Source organism: Brevundimonas sp. Root1423 (genome assembly GCF_001426805.1).
Genome location: NZ_LMFL01000012.1, coordinates 106,884 through 123,258, shown reverse-complemented (window position 1 = coordinate 123,258; position 16,375 = coordinate 106,884). Strand labels below are relative to the sequence as shown.

At 66.2% G+C, this 16,375-nt stretch carries 19 protein-coding genes, 1 tRNA gene and 3 pseudogenes; 14 read left to right on the top strand and 9 right to left on the bottom strand.

Annotated elements, in window-relative coordinates; translation table 11 throughout:
* Nucleotides 1-13: 13 nt before the first annotated feature.
* The 4 genes and pseudogenes from ASD25_RS07855 to tsaD all read right to left on the bottom strand — a co-directional run.
* Nucleotides 14-583, bottom strand: a complete 570-nt coding sequence (locus ASD25_RS07855; RefSeq protein WP_056615949.1) for a hypothetical protein — start codon at nucleotides 581-583, stop codon at nucleotides 14-16.
* Nucleotides 584-666: 83 nt separating this feature from the next.
* The gene (locus tag ASD25_RS07850; protein WP_056615945.1) at nucleotides 667-1,047 is read right to left on the bottom strand and encodes a Rieske (2Fe-2S) protein; all 381 of its coding nucleotides are present in this window, start codon (nucleotides 1,045-1,047) and stop codon (nucleotides 667-669) included.
* A complete protein-coding gene (locus ASD25_RS07845; RefSeq protein ID WP_235562654.1) occupies nucleotides 1,044-2,021 on the bottom strand; it encodes an NAD(P)H-dependent glycerol-3-phosphate dehydrogenase in 978 nt (325 codons plus the stop codon). The genes ASD25_RS07850 and ASD25_RS07845 overlap by 4 nt, the downstream gene beginning before the upstream one ends.
* A gap of 22 nt (nucleotides 2,022-2,043) precedes the next feature.
* Nucleotides 2,044-3,141 (bottom strand): annotated as a pseudogene (gene tsaD / locus ASD25_RS07840) (tRNA (adenosine(37)-N6)-threonylcarbamoyltransferase complex transferase subunit TsaD); the annotation flags it as partial.
* 43 nt (nucleotides 3,142-3,184) lie between these two features.
* Here tsaD and hemC point away from each other — a divergent pair.
* The 6 genes from hemC to ASD25_RS07815 all read left to right on the top strand — a co-directional run bounded on the left by hemC (nucleotide 3,185) and on the right by ASD25_RS07815 (nucleotide 6,731).
* Complete coding sequence (gene hemC / locus ASD25_RS07835) at nucleotides 3,185-4,135, top strand: hydroxymethylbilane synthase (protein ID WP_056615937.1); 951 nt, start codon at nucleotides 3,185-3,187, stop codon at nucleotides 4,133-4,135.
* On the top strand, nucleotides 4,132-4,809 hold the full coding sequence (locus tag ASD25_RS07830) for a uroporphyrinogen-III synthase (protein WP_056615934.1): 678 nt from the start codon (nucleotides 4,132-4,134) through the stop codon (nucleotides 4,807-4,809). The genes hemC and ASD25_RS07830 overlap by 4 nt, the downstream gene beginning before the upstream one ends.
* A gap of 38 nt (nucleotides 4,810-4,847) precedes the next feature.
* Nucleotides 4,848-4,923 (top strand) — tRNA-Thr (locus ASD25_RS07825).
* A 78-nt stretch (nucleotides 4,924-5,001) separates the two neighbouring features.
* Nucleotides 5,002-5,766, top strand: a complete 765-nt coding sequence (locus ASD25_RS07820) for a toll/interleukin-1 receptor domain-containing protein (RefSeq protein ID WP_156389221.1) — start codon at nucleotides 5,002-5,004, stop codon at nucleotides 5,764-5,766.
* Nucleotides 5,767-6,180: 414 nt separating this feature from the next.
* Nucleotides 6,181-6,381 carry an AlpA family phage regulatory protein gene (locus ASD25_RS33120; RefSeq protein ID WP_162252066.1) on the top strand — a complete coding sequence of 67 codons (201 nt, stop codon included), beginning with the start codon at nucleotides 6,181-6,183 and terminating at the stop codon, nucleotides 6,379-6,381.
* Nucleotides 6,378-6,731, top strand: coding sequence for a hypothetical protein (locus tag ASD25_RS07815; RefSeq protein ID WP_056615928.1), 354 nt, complete (start codon nucleotides 6,378-6,380; stop codon nucleotides 6,729-6,731). Before ASD25_RS33120 ends, ASD25_RS07815 begins: the two co-directional genes overlap by 4 nt.
* Before the next feature lie 475 nt (nucleotides 6,732-7,206).
* On the opposite strand, the gene ASD25_RS07805 is transcribed toward ASD25_RS07815, so the two are convergent.
* The 3 genes from ASD25_RS07805 to ASD25_RS07795 form a co-directional block, all read right to left on the bottom strand.
* Complete coding sequence (locus tag ASD25_RS07805; protein WP_156389220.1) at nucleotides 7,207-7,830, bottom strand: hypothetical protein; 624 nt, start codon at nucleotides 7,828-7,830, stop codon at nucleotides 7,207-7,209.
* A gap of 10 nt (nucleotides 7,831-7,840) precedes the next feature.
* Nucleotides 7,841-8,812, bottom strand: coding sequence for a hypothetical protein (locus tag ASD25_RS07800; RefSeq protein ID WP_156389219.1), 972 nt, complete (start codon nucleotides 8,810-8,812; stop codon nucleotides 7,841-7,843).
* A 166-nt stretch (nucleotides 8,813-8,978) separates the two neighbouring features.
* Nucleotides 8,979-10,313, bottom strand: coding sequence for a site-specific integrase (locus tag ASD25_RS07795; RefSeq protein ID WP_056615918.1), 1,335 nt, complete (start codon nucleotides 10,311-10,313; stop codon nucleotides 8,979-8,981).
* 302 nt (nucleotides 10,314-10,615) lie between these two features.
* Between ASD25_RS07795 and ASD25_RS33115 the strand changes: the two are divergent.
* The 4 genes and pseudogenes from ASD25_RS33115 to metK form a co-directional block, all read left to right on the top strand.
* Nucleotides 10,616-10,768 (top strand): annotated as a pseudogene (locus ASD25_RS33115) (response regulator transcription factor); the annotation flags it as partial.
* Nucleotides 10,769-10,877: 109 nt separating this feature from the next.
* Nucleotides 10,878-11,138: a hypothetical protein gene (locus ASD25_RS31775; protein WP_056615915.1), complete on the top strand. Its 261-nt coding sequence runs from the start codon at nucleotides 10,878-10,880 to the stop codon at nucleotides 11,136-11,138.
* Between the two features lie 199 nt (nucleotides 11,139-11,337).
* Nucleotides 11,338-11,748 carry a hypothetical protein gene (locus ASD25_RS07785; RefSeq protein ID WP_056615912.1) on the top strand — a complete coding sequence of 137 codons (411 nt, stop codon included), beginning with the start codon at nucleotides 11,338-11,340 and terminating at the stop codon, nucleotides 11,746-11,748.
* Nucleotides 11,749-11,805: 57 nt separating this feature from the next.
* The gene (gene metK / locus ASD25_RS07780; protein ID WP_056615909.1) at nucleotides 11,806-12,999 is read left to right on the top strand and encodes a methionine adenosyltransferase; all 1,194 of its coding nucleotides are present in this window, start codon (nucleotides 11,806-11,808) and stop codon (nucleotides 12,997-12,999) included.
* On the opposite strand, the gene ASD25_RS07775 is transcribed toward metK, so the two are convergent.
* Nucleotides 12,996-13,241 (bottom strand): hypothetical protein, encoded by a 246-nt coding sequence (locus ASD25_RS07775; protein ID WP_056615906.1) that lies wholly within the window; start codon nucleotides 13,239-13,241, stop codon nucleotides 12,996-12,998. The genes metK and ASD25_RS07775 overlap by 4 nt on opposite strands.
* Nucleotides 13,242-13,330: 89 nt before the next feature.
* On the opposite strand from ASD25_RS07775, the gene trmB reads away from it, so the two are divergent.
* Nucleotides 13,331-14,026, top strand: coding sequence for a tRNA (guanosine(46)-N7)-methyltransferase TrmB (gene trmB / locus ASD25_RS07770; protein ID WP_056615902.1), 696 nt, complete (start codon nucleotides 13,331-13,333; stop codon nucleotides 14,024-14,026).
* On the opposite strand, the gene ASD25_RS30980 is transcribed toward trmB, so the two are convergent.
* Nucleotides 14,013-14,513 carry a biotin transporter BioY gene (locus ASD25_RS30980; protein ID WP_162252064.1) on the bottom strand — a complete coding sequence of 167 codons (501 nt, stop codon included), beginning with the start codon at nucleotides 14,511-14,513 and terminating at the stop codon, nucleotides 14,013-14,015. The two genes, trmB and ASD25_RS30980, sit on opposite strands and share 14 nt — an antisense overlap.
* 172 nt (nucleotides 14,514-14,685) lie before the next feature.
* Between ASD25_RS30980 and ASD25_RS07760 the strand changes: the two genes are divergently transcribed.
* The 3 genes and pseudogenes from ASD25_RS07760 to ASD25_RS29255 form a co-directional block, all read left to right on the top strand.
* Complete coding sequence (locus tag ASD25_RS07760; RefSeq protein ID WP_056615894.1) at nucleotides 14,686-15,210, top strand: DUF1993 family protein; 525 nt, start codon at nucleotides 14,686-14,688, stop codon at nucleotides 15,208-15,210.
* 45 nt (nucleotides 15,211-15,255) lie between these two features.
* On the top strand, nucleotides 15,256-15,798 hold the full coding sequence (gene rimP / locus ASD25_RS07755; RefSeq protein WP_056615891.1) for a ribosome maturation factor RimP: 543 nt from the start codon (nucleotides 15,256-15,258) through the stop codon (nucleotides 15,796-15,798).
* 4 nt (nucleotides 15,799-15,802) lie between these two features.
* Nucleotides 15,803-16,341: pseudogene (locus ASD25_RS29255) on the top strand (NusA N-terminal domain-containing protein); the annotation flags it as partial.
* Nucleotides 16,342-16,375 lie beyond the last annotated feature (34 nt).

The following is a 16,375-nucleotide window of genomic DNA, read 5'->3' as shown; positions in this document are numbered from 1 at the left end:
GGTGTTTCGTCTTTCACAGGCGGCGGCCAAGCGCCAGCCAAAGTCCGGGCAGGAGGGCCACCAACGCAAGGGCGCCGGCGTAGATCAGGTATGGGTCGGGCGTTCCGAAACGCAGGGCCATGGCGGCGACGCCGGCGAAGGCGGTGACGGCGATCGCCGCCATATTGGCCGTCCGGGCGCGCGCCGCGGCGACCGCCCATGTCAGACCGTAGAGAGTCAGGCCGACAGCTGACGTCCAGCGCATCAGGCCCCAGTCCTGTGTGACGGCTGACAGGCCGAGCAGGACGAGGGCGGCGCCGATCTGGATCAGGATGGCCGCGCGCGACCATCGCGCGACCCGCAGGGCGGCCTCCCCGCCTGCGCGCCGGAGGCGGAACAGGCCCATGAAGAAGGCGCCGACGGCGATCGGCCAGCTCAGGCTGAGGACGGCGGGATGCCAGCCCAGCGCTCCGGTGAGCACGCCCCACTGGATCAGATTGGCGGCGCCGAAGGCGACGCCGGCCAGAACCATGACGCGACCGGCGCAGACCGGAACGGTGGGTGCGGGACGGTCAGCGGCGAGATCGAAGGTGACGGCGGACATGGGTGAAATCTCCGTGTTGCCCCCTTCTCCCACATCAACTTTGGAATGTAAAGTACTTCGTTGTTGGCGATAGAGTGGGCTGCCTACGCCGTCCGGATCAACCCGTCCCGCGCCTCGACCGGCCAGGGCGTGAGCCGGGCGCCGGCGCAGGGGCCGCCGACGCAGGCGCCGGATAAGGGCTCGAACACCGCACCGTGCCAGCCGCACAGGATCAGGGAGCCGTCCGGGATCAGGTACTGGTCGAGATCGATCGCCAAGGGAAAGCCCTGATGCGGACAGCGGTCGACGTAGCCGGCGACCTGCCCGTCCTTGCGCACGACGAAGCCGTGGAAGAAGGCCTCGCCGATCTGAAGCACGAAGCCGCGCGAGCCCGGGTCCGCGATGTCGGCCTCGGCGCACAGGGCCACGTTCGGCGGCGTGACCCAGACGCGTTTGCGTTCGGTCGGGGCCGGCGTGTCGCTCAATGCCGCTCGGCCTTGAGCGGGCGCGACAGGAGGTTGTCGATCACGGCCTCGACCGAGGTCTCGCCGTTCAGCAAGGCGGCGACGGCCAGAGAGATGGGCATGTCGACGCCCATCTTCGCCGCCAGCTCGCGCACGGCGGGCGCGCTCTCATAGCCTTCGGCGACGGAGCGCTTTCCAGCGAGCGCCTGTTCGACGGTCTGGCCCTGACCCAGGGCGAGGCCCAGGCTCATGTTGCGCGACTGGGGGCTGGAGCAGGTCAGGACCAGATCGCCCAGACCGCACAGGCCGGCCACGGTTTCGGCCTGACCGCCGAGGGCGACGCCCATGCGGGTCATTTCGGCGAAGCCGCGGGTGATCAGGGCGGCGTGGGCGCTGCGACCCAGACCCCGGCCCTCGGCCATGCCACAAGCGATGGCCAGAACGTTCTTGATCGCGCCGCCGACCTCGGCGCCGATCAGGTCGGACGCCAGATAGGGCCGGAAGCCGGGGGCGGACAGGGTCCACATCAGCTCCTCGCCGAGGGCCTCGTCGGCGCAGGCCAGGGTGACGGCGCTGGGCAGGCCGCGCGCGACCTCGCCCGCGAAACTGGGGCCGGACAGAACGGCGGCGGGCGCGTTCGGCAGGGTTTCGGCCAGAACGTCGGTCATCAGCTTCAGCGATCCGCGCTCGACGCCCTTGGAGCAGAGGATGACCGGCACGCCGGCGCGGTGATGCGCGGCGAATGCCGTCAGGGTCGAGCGCATGTGCTGGGCTGGCGGCACGGCGAGGATGACGTCGCAACCGGCGAGGTCAGCGAGCTCGGATGTGACGGAGACGCGCTCATCAAGGGTGATCCCCGGCAGGAAGGCCTCGTTGACGCGGCGCTCACGGATGCTTTCGACGACCTCGGGCTCGCGCGCCTGAAGCAGGACGTCGAGCCCGGCCCAGCCCGCGACCTGGGCCAGGGCGGTGCCCCAGGCGCCGGCGCCGATCACTCCCGCGGTCTTGAACTGGCGGATGGACCGGGTCGGCGAGCGCGCTCTGTTCGTCCAGCGGCCAGCGCGGCCGGGCGGCGGTATCGATGTCGGAGGTCAGGCCCTTCTGCAAGCGCTCTGCGCCTGCGAGGGCGATCATGGCCGCGTTGTCGGTGCAATAGGCCATGGGCGGGGCGAGGAAGGAAAAGCCGTTGGCGGCGGCGGTCGCCTCCAGCGTGGCGCGGACGGTCTTGTTGGCGGCGACCCCGCCGGCCACAACGAAAAGCCGGTGGTCGTGGCGCTCGGCATAGGCCTTGAGGGCCCGGTCGGAGCGTTCGCTGAGCTGGCGCGCGATGGCGGTCTGGACGGCGTCGGCGAGGTCGGCGCGGTCCTGATCCGTCTCGCAGGCCTGGGCGAGGCGAGAGGCGGCGGTCTTGAGGCCCGAGAAGGAGAAGTCGCAGTCCTTGCGGCCCAGCAGCGCGCGCGGCAGGTCGAAACGGGCGCCATCGCCGGTCGCGGACAGTTTCTCCAGGGCCGGGCCGCCCGGGTAGCCGAGGCCCAGCGCCTTGGCGATCTTGTCGAAGGCCTCGCCGGCCGCGTCGTCGATGGTGGTGCCCAGCCGGGTCATGTCGCCGACGCCGCGCACCTCCAGCAGTTGGCAATGGCCACCCGAGACCAGCAGCAGCAGGAAAGGGTAGGCGACCATGGCGCCGAGCCGGGCCGAGACGGCGTGCCCCTCGAGGTGGTTGACGGCGATCAGCGGCAGGTCGCGGGCCAGGGCCACGGCCTTGCCAAAGCTGAGGCCGACCATGACGCCGCCGACCAGACCCGGGCCGGCGGTGGCGGCGACGCCGTCGAGAGCGTCGTAGCCGAGGCTCGCCTCGGTCATGGCGCGGCGGACGACGCCGTCGATCATCTCGACGTGGCTGCGGGCGGCGATTTCGGGGACGACGCCGCCGAAGGCCGCGTGATCGTCGATCTGGCTGTGCACGACGGACGACAGGACGGTCGCCTCGCCGTCCGGCGTCAGGCGCACGACCGAGGCGGCGGTCTCGTCGCAACTGGTCTCGATGCCGAGCACCGTGAGGGTCGCCTCGGTTGCCCGGCTCCCTTCGCTGCTATAGTCGGCGGGCCTGTCCATCGGGTCGAGGTAGCGACCCCGTTCACCCGGCGCAACGACTCTCATGGCTCACCTCGTCCGCATCGGCACGCGCCGCTCCAAACTGGCGATGACCCAGTCGGGCATGATGCAGCGCGCCATCGGCCATGCGCTCGGCGTCGCGGACGCCGATCTGGCCGAGGCCGTGCCGCTGGTCGAGATCGTCACCACGGGCGACCGGGTGCAGGACCGGCGGCTGATGGAGATCGGCGGCAAGGCGCTGTTCACCAAGGAGATTGAGGAAGCGCTGGCCGAGGGCCGCGTCGATGTGGCGGTGCATTCGATGAAAGACGTGCCGGCCGAGCAGCCGGCCGGACTGTGCATCGCCGCCGTCCCGCCGCGCGAGGATGCGCGGGACGCCTTCGTGAGCGAGAGCTTCGCGAGCTTCGCCGAACTGCCCATGGGGGCAAGGCTTGGCACGGCGTCGCTGCGGCGGCAGGCCCAGGCGCTGGCGCTGCGGCCGGATCTGAAGATCATGATGCTGCGCGGAAACGTCGACACCCGGCTGCGCAAACTGGCCGAGGGTGAGTTCGACGCCATCCTGCTGGCTGTCTCGGGCCTGAACCGGCTGGGGTTCGAAAGCGTGATCCGCGAGCGGCTGTCGCTGGACCAGTTTCTGCCAGCGCCGGGACAGGGGGCGCTGGCCCTGCAGACACGGGTCGAGGATACGAACGCGGCCTGGGTTGCGGCGCTGAACGATCCGATGACGGCCCTGGCCGTGGCGGCGGAGCGCGGGGCGATGACGGCGCTGGAAGGCTCGTGCCGGACCGCGATCGGCGCCTATGCCGAGTTGGCCGGCGACGCGCTGCGCGTGACCACGGAAATGCTGGCCCCCGACGGCTCGGCGCGCTGGCGGCGGTCGGCGGACATGGCCGACATCAACGGGGCTGAGGCCATGGTGCAGGCGCGGGCCATGGGGCTGGCGCTGGGGGCTGAGGTCCACGCAGCGGCCGGCGACCAGAGAGTCACGTCCTGACGCCGGTCCGGCGAGTCTGGATCACGCGCGCCGAACCCGGCGCCGCGCGCACAGCCGACCGTCTGATCGCGCTGGGTTTCGAGCCGGTAATCGCGCCCTTGCTGGCGGTGCGGCCGCTCGACGCCGTCGTTGATCTGGACGGTGTTGCGGCGCTCGCCTTCACCAGCCGCAACGGCGTGGATGTTTTCGCCGGCCTGAGTGCGGAGCGGGGACTGCCGGTCTTCACCGTAGGCGATGCGACGGCGGAGGCGGCGCGGGAGAAGGGTTTCGCCGATGTCCGGTCCGCCGATGGTGCGCTGGGCGATATGGCGGCCTTGCTGATGAGCGAGGCTCCGCAGGGGGGGATGCTGCTGGTTCCCGGCGCGCTCGAGCCGGCGGGCGACCTGCCCGCACTGCTGGTGGGCCGCATCTGGGCGCGGGCGCTGCCGATCTATGAGGCGGTGGAGACCAGCGTCGCGGCGCCGCAGTCTTTCGACGCGGTCCTGATCCACTCGGCCCGCGCCGGCAAGGCGTTGCGGGCGCGCGGACCGTTCGGCGGCGGCTGTGCGGTCGTGCTGTCCGAGGCTGTGGCGAACGCGCTTGGCGATCGCGCCGGTCTGGAAATCCGCATCGCGGCGGCTCCCAACGAGGCCGCCCTGCTGGAGGCGCTTGGCAAGGCGGCGCGCCCCGTATAAAGAGCGCCTCTCGCGCGGGGCCAGGCCCTTGCGCCAAGGCCGCTTTAGCTCAGCTGGTAGAGCATCGCATTCGTAATGCGGGGGTCAGGTGTTCGAGTCACCTAAGCGGCACCATACTTTTCAATGACTTAGCAGACGCCTTCGGGCTGGTGTGATTTTCGGGGCACGCCGGGGCCTCAAAGTGCGCCCGATTTGCTTGGGCTGATCGGCGAAGCGCATTTAGATGCCGCTATGAAGGTTTCAGAGCGGATCGACGTCATCAACCGCATTGCGAAGGAACTGCAGGAGCGGTTCCGGTTCGCCGAGATCGACGTCTATCTGCACGAGTTTGCGATCCCCCGCCCCGAGGGCTCCTACACCAGCAAGTGGACCTATTCGCGAGATGCCCTTTCAGGGGCGGACTTAGCTACCTTGGGCCGGATCGCCGATGACCTTGGGATGGGAGGCCTCACCAAAGTAGGAAGCCTCGCAATCCCCCCAGCCAACTGGGAAGGCCAGACTGACTTCAGGCTGTTCATCAGCCATCTCGCGAAGCACAAGGACAAGGCCACCCGACTGAAGTCATGCTTGGCCGTCCATGCGATCAGCGGCTTTGTCGCCCACGAGGACATCCACCCCACGCTCGAGTGGCAGGCGGAGATCGAGCGCGGGTTGTTCAGTATGGACGCGATGGTCGCCGTCCATACGCCCGGCTTCTCCGAAAGCATGTGGTGCCAGCAGGAGGTCGGGTTTGCCCTGGGGCGGGGCGTGAAGGTGATTTCGCTCAAGATGGGCGAGGACCCGACCGGCTTCATTTCCAAGCGGCAGGCGCTGCCCCGACTAGACCGAAAGGCCGAAGACGTAGCGGCCGAGATCGCGACGCTGCTGGCGAAAGACCCGATCACGGCGGGACGGTTGCAAGAAGCTGTCGCGGTTCGTCAGGCCGCGTTTGCGGCGGACGATGACATCCCATTTTAGGCGGGAGCGCCCCTGCTGGGACTCCACATGTTGGGATAGAATCTAGGACTGAATAGACCTCGGCCTCGATCTCCCCGGTGGTCTATTTTGACCTATTTCCTATCCCAACTTTTTGAGTCCTGTAGGGGATGGGAGAGAGGCAGGCATCCTGCCGCCGTCCCAATGGGACTCGCATGGTTATGGTAGTTTCTGGAGAAACCCGGACCTAATCCGTTCTCCATTTTTCTCCTTGAATTACCATAACCACAGGAATCCCCCAGAGGCCGGTAGAGCGCCTCCTCGACGTTCTATGTGTCAGCGTTGCTCACACTCAGTGTCAGGATTTCTTACACATAAACAACGACTTGCGCCGCCTGACGCAACTCGATAGAGCGGCGTCGCGGTCAACCCGACCGCGTCGCAAGGAACTCCATCGTGAGCCATCACCCCCCACCTGACCGCCTGTTGAACTGGCGCGCTGTACAGGCGCTCGTCGGACTCAGTCGGTCCACCGTCACCCGCATGGGCAGCGACTTCCCGGCAGCCGTCCGGGTCAGCCCCGGTCGGGTCGCTTGGCATCAGACCGACATCATCGCGTGGGTCTCCTCGCGTCCCGACACGAGGGGCCAGGCATGACCATGATGTTCAACGAACCGACGATGCAGTGGGCGAACCCGTACTTTCGCCTCTGGCAGTTCATTCAGGACTGTGGCGTCCGGCACCCCGACACCGACCAATGCGCGAAGTTTATGGGTATGGATCGCGGGGAGGTCCGCTGGATGCTGCGCCGCTTGTCCGACGAAGGGTATGTCGTCGGCGACATCCAGCACAGCTATGGCCGCCGTTCTCGCGGTCGGGCATGCAGCACGTGGTACTGCCGCGACTGGACCTCGGCGATGATCAACCGCCCGTTCCCCAAGCCGCGCCACTGGAAGCCGCCGTTTGACTCCACCTACAGTGTCGACGACGGACCTCAGTCTGTCTGAAGATCAAGAGTCCGGTGGTGTTCTGTTCCCCGGTCTCCTTCTCGCCCCGCCCGTCAATTGAGTGACGAGGCGCCGGGCGCGCATCATTCCTTTACAAGTACCGGGACGGCCTCGGGTCCCCCAACCTCGAAAATCGAGAGGCTAGGGCAGGGGCATCTCCACCTGCACGACACCATGGCCGGTCAACGAGTGGGCACGCACTCATCCAAGGCGAGACGCCTTCGCTCGCGTAGCCGGGTCGGTGCGGCTTATCCGCCCTCCTCGACGACGAGGAATGCAGTCTCGGCCTGATCGCCCTGTAGCTGTCCGGTGCTCCGCATCCACGAGCGAGCGAGCCCCATCAGGATGTCATCAGGCATATCGTGCACGCCGTCTCCGATCAGATGGCAGGGCACGTCGGCCAGTTTTTCCTGACGGGTATGATCTGCGTACGCGCTAACGGTTCGTCGCATTGCCGCTCCTCAGCATGATGCCTTTACGTTTTCGTTTCGTGCAGTTCCTGAATGCGCTCCGCCAAGAAGTAGATACCCAGCAGTGACGTTACGAATAGCTGCCAGAGGAAAAAGAAGATCACCACGAAGGAAACGGGGTCCAGTACGTCCGGCATCAGCCACCCGACAGCCGGCTTACTTGCGAGAACCGCCTCGAGCCGTTTCCAAGCGCTGCCGAGGAGCAAGAGGCAAGCGTAGATGACAAACGAGAGGAAGGAGGCGTAGCCGAAAAGGTAGCTGATGAATTGGCGGTAGGAGAGCAGCTTGTCCTTCACTTCGCCGCCATTGGGGTCGCGCACCCGCAGCTTGGCATCCGTGCCAGCGAGACGATTGTCGATGCCCGCTCGATCAAAGGTAGCGACGGCGGCCAGCGCGGCCATGTAAAAGCCGATCAGGATCGAAAGCAGGCCTGACAGGGACGAGAAGAATTTGTCGTTGTGGAAAACCGATAGGCGCATGTCCAGCGCCAGAGTCACCACCACAGTTAGTCCCGTTAGTAACGCTGGCAACACGAAGTCGTAGACCGCCTTGGATGCAAGGATGCCGGACCCGTGCCTAATCCGAAGATAGTTGCACGGTGCACAAAGCTGTTTGAACACCCAGAGCATCATCGCTCGATCACCACCGATTCTGGTCGTTCACAACGGCGATCATCTTGCTCTCAATTTCGTCGCATGCCTTGGCATAACAGCCGTCGAGCGGGGCGCTGAAGTTGTCCAGTCGCACCGCGCGGACATAGAGGTGCTCTAAGGCATCCTGGACCGAAAGGTCGATGGTCGGGTTGTTCGTGGCGTTCCCGGGTAGCTTGTCGAGTTTGAAGGAGACCTTCTCAAACCCGTCGTCCTTTGCCTGCCTGATCACATCCTCAAGGGTCGAGATGACCTTGGCCTTCGCAACCGGCGCAGTGTGGATGACGATCTTCTCCTCCTCGTATCGGATGACGTCCGACGCCCCGACGCCAGCGTAATACCGCTTTCGGCGGGTCAACGTCACGGAACTGAGCGACCCTTGGTCGAGGTCGTCCTTAAGGTTTTCGGACGGGACTCGTGCCGCGTCCAGATAGGGGCGTCCCTTCTGCTGCACCATCTTCGGTTTTCCGGCCTTCTTCACCGCCACGGAATACGTGAACGCTGGATTGCCCTCCACCGCCCGCTCGAGCATTCGCGAGAGGGCCATTTCGACCAGCCCGCTCGATACTCGCTGCATTTGCTCGAATGCAGCGCGGTGGCGGCCGCCGCTATCGGCAGTCATCGAAATCACCAAATGCGCGGACCACCCGGGCGTTTCGGGGGCTCCCGCTTTCGGTGTTCGCACCGACGCAGCCGGAATGTTCAAGAACGCTGTCGGTGCCGTATCGGGATCGCCCCGATTGAGGAGGATCGTGACGGTTTTCGTCGTCGTGTTGCGAGCGATGTCGGCGATGTACAGTTGGTTCTTCGGATCAGCGGCGCTGTCGCTCTCGTCGATGATCTTCGAACCACCTTTAGCCAAGAACACTCGGGCTCGCTTCGCCGACCACTCACTTTCCAGCAAGCCGACAACGTCGTCCAAGGTGACTGTGATGTGTTGTTGCGCCTCGGTCGGCCACATCATCGGTCGAACGTGCCACAAGTGCACGCGACGTTCCGAAACGCTTGCAACCATTCGTCATCTCCACCCCGGGTCGGAACACAACCAACCTTTGACGTGGGTGTCCACTACTTCCCCCGGTGGCGCGAGGGCTCACTGACGAGTTTACGCCCGTCGGTCCCGCCGCTCACGCTACCTCCTTCCTGATCGGCGTCACGTTGGACGGCGCCTTCTTCTCTCCGACGATGATCATGAGCAGGTCGGCCCATCGGTCGAGGGCGTCGCGCTTCTCGCTGACCCAGAGGTTCACGTCGTAGTGGGTGGCGGAGACCGCCGCTCCGCCGCCGGTCGTCGCGTGCGCGATCACCTCAGACCTGATGAAGTGGCTGATCTTCAGCCGTTCGCTGGTCATCGTGGACGACATCGTGCGGCGCAGATCGTGCGCGGTAGCGTTGGGGATTTTCAGGGCCGTCGTCACCCGGAGCATCGCCCGGCTCAAGCTGCCGGGCTGGATGGCGCGTTCGTCTTCCCATGTCGTCCTGAAAACGAAAGCCGACTGGCTGTTACGGCCCCGGTTCGTCACCTCGATCGCCTTCTCGATTAGAGTCACCGCCGCATCCGACAGTGGGACGAGGTGGTCGCGATTACCCTTCATGCGCCAAGCCGGTATCGTCCACGTTTTCGCTTGGAGGTCGAGTTCGCTGACCTCCATCCCTATGACCTCCTGACGGCGCTGCCCGACCACCGCGCATAGCTTCAGAGCCAAGGCCATGATCTCGCTGATAGCGACGCGCTTGCCGTCGGCGTCGACGATGTTCTCGTGGTCCGACAGCGCGGCCCATAAGGTCTTCAACTCAGCGTCCGACCAAACGCGACTGCGCGCATTGTTCTCCGCTGGCGCAGGCACGCCGGTGGTCGGGTTCACCGTCACCAAGTCCTCAGAAATCGCGAAGTTGAAGACCTGCCGGACGAGCGCGTGCGTCCGGTTCGCTTGGGCGCCAATCCCCTTTGCGGTCATCTTCCGCAACAAGGCGCGGACGTCGGCCTTGGCAATGGCGGGATAGGGCATCTTTCCGAACGTCGGGCGGATATGAAGCCGCAGGACGCTGTTCTCGTCGTCGAGGGTTCTTTGCCGCTTCCGTTTACCCTTCGGCATCCACTCACCCGACGCGCACCGCTTTTCGAACAGGTCGGCCAAGTCGTCGAAGGTACGCAGCGTACCGGTAGCGAAGACGCGGGCCTTGCGCCTGTCGGTCGCCGGATCGCCACCCTTAGCGACTTGGCGCGCGAGATCGGCAGCACGGTCGCGGGCGTCCTTCAATGTGATGGCGGGCAACTTGCCGATGGTGAAACGGGGCTGTCGGCCGTCCTCGGCGCGATAACGATAGACCCACGTCTTCACGCCCTTGTCGGTGACCCGTAGGCACAGCCCAGGCTGCCGGCTGTCCCAGATTTCGAGCCGTTGATTTGGCGCAGCTTTCGCCGCCGCTACTGCGCGGTCAGTCAACATCATCTTGGACATCGCACCCACTCCTTCTCGGCTAGAAGTCTTCTACGGGGGCACAATGGGGGGCACGCCGCGACGACGTTTAATGCATACCCTTGAAGGCCCATGGGAAGGAAGGGCCTTGCTATCACTGGACGGCGCGGAAGCGGTGGGTATGGGTGAAGATCGGTGAGTATGGGGCACTTCCGCATTCGTAATGCGGGGGTCAGGTGTTCGAGTCACCTAAGCGGCACCACCTTCTTCCAATCCTGTAAGTGCAGATGATCTGGACGCCTCGTCCGGAACGTCATAGCTAGACCGCTGTATCCGGAGTGGTCATGACCCAGCGGCCCAGCGCGCGTCAGGAAGAGTGTCTGAGGCTGACCGCCTTCCTGACCGACAAGGAAATCGCGGGCCGGCTGGGCCTGTCGGAGGCCACGGTCAAGAAGCACGTCCACGAGGGTTGCCGGCGACTGGGCGTGAACCGGCGCAAGGCCGCGCTGGCTCTTCTGGAACGAAACGTACCAGAGGCTACGAAAGACCCCATGGCGACGGCGGCGCGACTCGGCGTCAGTGGCTCCGGAACCACGGAGTCAAACGATGGCATCTCAAACGAAGGCGCTGCCCCACTGGACGTGGGAGGATCTGGAAGCGGCGCTCAACGGGTTCACCCCCCTGGGTCCGAACGATCCGGTGCGGGCGCATCTGATGCGCGGCCTGTGGGACGACGCGGAACGGGCCAGTCCCCGCGAACTGCTGCAACAGGTCCTGAGCGCGGGATGGGTGATGGCCCAGGTGGGAGCCCAGAGGGACGGTTCGGATACCGACCACCGCCGCGCGGCCGGGGCGTCCGTCTCCTGATCGTCATTCTGGCGATCGTGCTCGGCGCAGTGATGATCAAGGCCGTTGCCGACATGGTGGCCGGATACACCGGCCAGGCCCGCGTGATAGACCGCAATACAGTCGCCCCGTCCGATCCGGCCCCCTGAGGCCGGAGACGGCCATCCGGAGACGCTGCATCTCAGCCTTCCATCTAATCTTTGTCTGCATAAGCTTCGCCGTGATCCCCGCGGCGTGGTTCAAGGGCGGTCATCCCGAGCGCTTCGCGGCGGGTCTGCTCCTGATCGCCTATATGATCTCCGTTCTCTCCGCGCCGTACCGGGTCGCAGGCGTGATCGTGGGAGATGCGGCTGCGGATTTCGTTCTGACGCTGATCTTTGGCCATATGGCGCTGAACGGGAACCGCTGGTGGCCGGTCGCCATGACAGCGGTCCTTGTGCTGACCTTGATGGTCCACGTTGCTGTCGGTCTGGCGCCGGAACTCGATCATCGCGCGGACATCTCGGCGCGCATCGGGCTGGGCGTGCTGACGGTGTCGTGCCTGTTCGCCGGGGTCTTCGAGAGGTGGCTGGCCGGCGAGCGGCCTGCGAGCGAGACGATCCGCGCTTTGGGCCGCGTCAGCGCGCCTTGAACATATAAACATATCCTTATATGTCTGCCGGCCTTCCCTTCCCGCCGGAGCTCCGCCTTGTCCCGTTCGTCGTTCCAGTTCACGTCCGAAAGCGTCTCCGAGGGCCATCCCGACAAGGTCGCGGATCGCATCTCCGATACGGTCGTGGACCTGTTCCTGTCCAAGGACCCCTATGCGCGGGTGGCGTGCGAGACCCTGACGACGACGAATCTCGTGGTGCTGGCCGGCGAGATTCGCGGCCAGGGCATCATGGACACCGAGGGGAATTGGGCCCCCGGCGTGCAGGCCGAGATCGAGGCCGCCGTGCGCGCCGCGGTCAAGGACATCGGCTACGAGCAGGCCGGTTTCCACTGGAGCAAATTCGAGTTCATCAACCGCCTGCACGGCCAGTCGGCCGACATCGCCGTGGGCGTCGACGCCGCAGGCAACAAGGATGAGGGCGCCGGCGATCAGGGCATCATGTTCGGCTACGCCTCGAACGAGACGCCCGAGCTGATGCCTGCGACCCTGCAGTACAGCCACAACATTCTGAAGCGTCTGGCCGAGGTCCGCCACGCGGGCGACAAGCGTCTTGAGCCCGACGCCAAGAGCCAGGTGACGATCCAGTACGAGGACGGCAAGCCCGTCCGCGCAACCTCTATCGTGCTGTCGACCCAGCACGCCGCCGGCCTGTCGTCGGCCGATGTCGCCGCGATCGTGAAGCCCTACATCCTCGAAGTGCTGCCGGAAGGCTTCACCGACGAGAACACCGTCTGGCACATCAACCCGACCGGCATCTTCGAGATCGGCGGACCGGACGGCGACGCCGGCGTGACCGGCCGCAAGATCATCGTAGACACCTACGGCGGCGCGGCCCCGCACGGCGGCGGCGCCTTCTCGGGCAAGGATCCGACCAAGGTCGACCGCTCGGCCGCCTACGCCTGCCGCTACCTGGCCAAGAACGTCGTCGCCGCCGGCCTCGCCGACCGCTGCACCATCCAGATTTCCTACGCCATCGGCGTAGCCGCGCCCCAGTCGATCCACGTCGACCTGCACCGGACGGGCACGATCGACGAGGCGGTTCTGGAAGCGAAGCTGCTGGGCCTCATCGGCGGCGCCACGCCGCGTGCGATCCGCGAGCATCTCGGCCTGAACAAGCCCATCTACGCCCGCACCGCCGCCTACGGCCACTTCGGCCGCGCACCGGACGCCGACGGCGGGTTCAGCTGGGAGAAGACCGATCTGGTCGACCAGCTGAAGGCGCTGGCCTAGTCGTCTAGTTCGGGCTCGCCGCTTTCCGGCGAGCCCTTCGACGTTTCGTCTTTTGCTTCGGCGACGTGACGCTGGGGCGGGTCGAGCGCGGCGCCGAAGCCGAACAGCATGGCGGCTATCAACTGTGCGCCGCCGCGCCGCTTTGACGCCGTCCGCCCACGGCCGCCCGCGAGGGCCGCGGTCGCCCAAAGCACCAGACCGATCAGGCCCAGGCCGAAGAGCCAGCCGATGATGTTCGTCATGATCCGCCCCTGCTTGCCGATGAAGATAGGGCCGCGGCGAGCACTGTGAAGGACTCGCGCCGGGCGCGCGACCGCCTATAAGGCCGCCCATGTCCTCTTCCCATACCCCGGCTCATCCTCCGCTGCGCTCGTTCGGCCGCATCAAGTCGCGCGCCATCAAGCCGCGGCAGGCGGCGCTGTTCGACACCCTGCTGCCGGGCATCGCGGTGCCGGACCCGAAGGCGGGTCCGATCGATCCCGCCGCCCTGATGCCGGAAGCTAGGGGCGTCTGGCTGGAGATCGGCTTCGGCGGGGGCGAGCATCTGGCCGAACAGGCGGGCCGTCACCCCGACATGCTGATGATCGGCTGCGAGCCGTTCCTGAACGGGGTGGCGTCGGCCCTGCGCCATGTCGAGGAGCGCGATCTCAGGAACGTCCGGCTGCACGCCGACGACGCGCGCGACGTGATGACGGCGCTGCCGGACGCCAGTCTGGACCGGGTGATGATCCTGTTCCCCGATCCCTGGCACAAGGCGCGGCACAACAAGCGGCGGCTGGTCCAGAACGAGACGGCGGCGGAGATCGCGCGGCTGCTGAAGCCGGGCGGCGTCGTCCGGTTCGTCACGGACTGGGCGGACTACGCCGAATGGGCGCTGGACAAGTTTGAGCAGACGTCCGGTCTCGTGCGCGTCCCCTCGCCCGATGACGACTGGACCGCGCCATGGGCGGACCACGTCGTGACCCGCTATGAGGAAAAGCGGCTGGGCGACACGACCCCGTTGTTCATGGAATTCAGGCGCGCCTGAACCACTTCAGGCGGCTCAGCCCGTACGCCGCCGCAACGACGAGAACCGACTTCAGCACCGCCCCGGGCAGGAACGGCAGGACGCCGTGCTCGAGCGCCGGTCCTGCGCCGATGTTCAGCGCCAGCCAGACGCCGCCCACAGCGAGGATCAGCAGGTGCAGGGCGACCATCCAGCCGACGGCCGCAGGACTCCGCGCCAGACGACCCTTCACGCACAGCCAGCCCGCCAGACCCGCAGCGGGCAGGAAGGCGATCAGATAGCCGGCGGTCGGTCCGGTGAAGGGGGCGAGGCCGGATGCGCCATCGGCCAGCACCGGCAGGCCGGCGAGGCCAGCCACGAGATACAGCGCTACGGCCGAGACGCCCCGAACGGGTCCCGTCGCCGCGCCCGCCAGAAGCACGGCCCAGGTCTGCAAGGTCATCGGCACGGGGACCATGGGAATGGCGATGCGGGCGCAGACGGCCGTCAGAATTGCGAAGCCGGCCACAGACGCCAGCCAGACTGCGGCAGAGAGCTGAGGGGCTGGACGCAGCGGCGAGGCGGGATGCATGACCCGTGCAAGACCATGCGGTCCGGCGGCATGCAAGTCAGGAAGCGCCTCTGGATTCCGGCGCGGAACCAGTGCACGAGCCAAGGCGACCATGAATGGAGAGTCGCCCGTGAGCCTGACCCTGAAAGACGCCTCCGCGCCGATCTTCCTGCGCGGTCTGCGCGCGCTGTCCGGCCTGATCGACAAGGCCGAGGTCTCGGGTTTGGGTGAGGCGATGATCATGGACGCCCGGCTGGCCGCCGACATGAAGCCGTTCGCCGACCAGATCCGGATGGCCTCGTTCTCGGCTCGCAGCTGCATCGCGCGCCTGACCGGTCAGGCGTGGCCGAAAACGGATGATTCCGAGGCGACGCTGGCCGAGCTGAAGGCAACCATCGCCCTGTCGATCGCCTTCATCGAGGCGACGGACCCGGCGGCGTTCGAGGGCGGTGAGACCCGCCGGATCGAAATCCGCTTCCCGGGCGTCGAGCTGGATTTCGAAGGCGCCGGCTACCTGACCAGCTTCGCCATTCCAAACTTCTATTTCCACGTCAGCATGGCCTACGCGATCTTGCGCAACGCGGGAGTCGAGCTGGGCAAGCGGGATTATCTCGGCCAGCTGGCGCTGAACCGGCGTCCTAACGGCGCCGTTTGAAGCGGCGGCCGTCGGGCCCGCCGCTTTTTGTTTGGACCAAAGCCTTTGAAGGCCAAGACCGCCGAAGACCGCGCTCTGCTGGAGCTGATCGAACCCGTGGCCGAGAGCCTGGGTCTCGACATCGTGCGCGTGCGTCTGATGGGCGGAACGCTGCGCCGGCGGCTGCAGATCATGGCCGAACGGCCCAGCGACCACGACATCGCCGTCGAGGAATGCGCCCGTCTGAGCCGCGCCGTGTCGGAAGTGTTCGACGCCGCCGATCCGATCAATGGCGAATATCTGCTGGAAGTCTCGTCGCCGGGCGTGGACCGTCCCCTGACCCGCCAGTCGGACTTCGACCTGTTCGAGGGCTATGAGGCGCGTCTGGAAACCGATCGCATGATCGAGGGCCGCAAGCGCTTCAAGGGTGTGATCGCCGGCACGGACGCCGAGAACATCGCCATCGATCTGGAAGGGGAGGAGGACACCGCCCTCATTCCCTTCGAATGGCTGGTCGACGCCAAACTTGTGCTGACCGACGAACTGATGAAGGCGGGCGCCGAGAAGCGCGCCGCCCGTAACGACAACTCTACCGAGACCGAGGAATAACAAGATGGCTGTCGCCGGCGTTTCCGCGAACCGACTCGAACTGCTGCAGATCGCTGATGCGGTCGCGCGCGAGAAGAGTCGTCGAGGCGATCGAGGAGGCGATCCAGAAGGGCGCCAAGTCGCGTTACGGCGCCCATCACGACATCCGCGCCAAGATCGACATCAAGTCGGGCGAGCTGTCGCTGACGCGTCACGTCACCATCGTGCCGGACGACTGGCAGCCGGAAGACGAGCTGGAAGAGTTCAACGACTCGGCGATGGTCCGCCTGACCGACGCCTCCAAGCGCGATCCCGAAGCGGTGGTCGGCAAGGAATATATCGAGACCCTGCCGCCGTTCGAGTTCGGCCGGGTGCAGACCCAGATGGCCCGTCAGGTCGTGACCGGGAAGGTCCGCGAGGCCGAGCGCGCCAACCAGTACGAAGAGTTCAAGGACCGCGTCGGCGAGATCGTCAACGGCACCGTCAAGCGCGTCGAATACGGCAACACCGTCGTCGATCTGGGTCGGGGCGAGGGCCATGCGCCGCGTCTTCGACGAGCGCGCCNGCCAGGCCTCGCTGCGTCTGCGTATCGACGCCG